The 341-nt window shown below is 66.9% G+C and carries 1 protein-coding gene; it reads right to left on the bottom strand.

All coding sequences use genetic code 11. The annotated features are described in order from the left end of the window. Window positions 1-341: zinc-binding dehydrogenase (locus NP777_RS47370; protein ID WP_256656398.1), on the bottom strand; the 341-nt coding region annotated here is incomplete at both ends.

The following is a 341-nucleotide window of genomic DNA, read 5'->3' as shown; positions in this document are numbered from 1 at the left end:
CCCGCCTCCGCCAGGTCGAACGCCCGATACAACACACCCGGATGCGCCACGGCCACCTCATCAGCGGACCGCACATCCGTCTTGCCCATCTCGATGAACCGCCCGCCCTCACCCAGCAACCGCAACGAAGCGTCCACGAACTCACCGGCCAGAGAGTCCAGCACCACATCCACACCACGACCGGCCGAAGAGTCCCTGAACCGCCCCTCGAACTCCAGCGTCCGCGACGACGCGATATGCGCCTCATCCAGCCCGAGACCACGCAGAACATCCCACTTGGCCTCACTCGCGGTCGCGAACACCTCCACACCCCAGGCCCGCGCCAACTGCACCGCCGCGAT

This window comes from Streptomyces rugosispiralis, from assembly GCF_024505145.1.
Classification (GTDB): domain Bacteria; phylum Actinomycetota; class Actinomycetes; order Streptomycetales; family Streptomycetaceae; genus Streptomyces; species Streptomyces rugosispiralis.
Note: the sequence above shows the minus strand (reverse complement) of the source record. Positions and strands in the feature narration are given on the sequence as shown.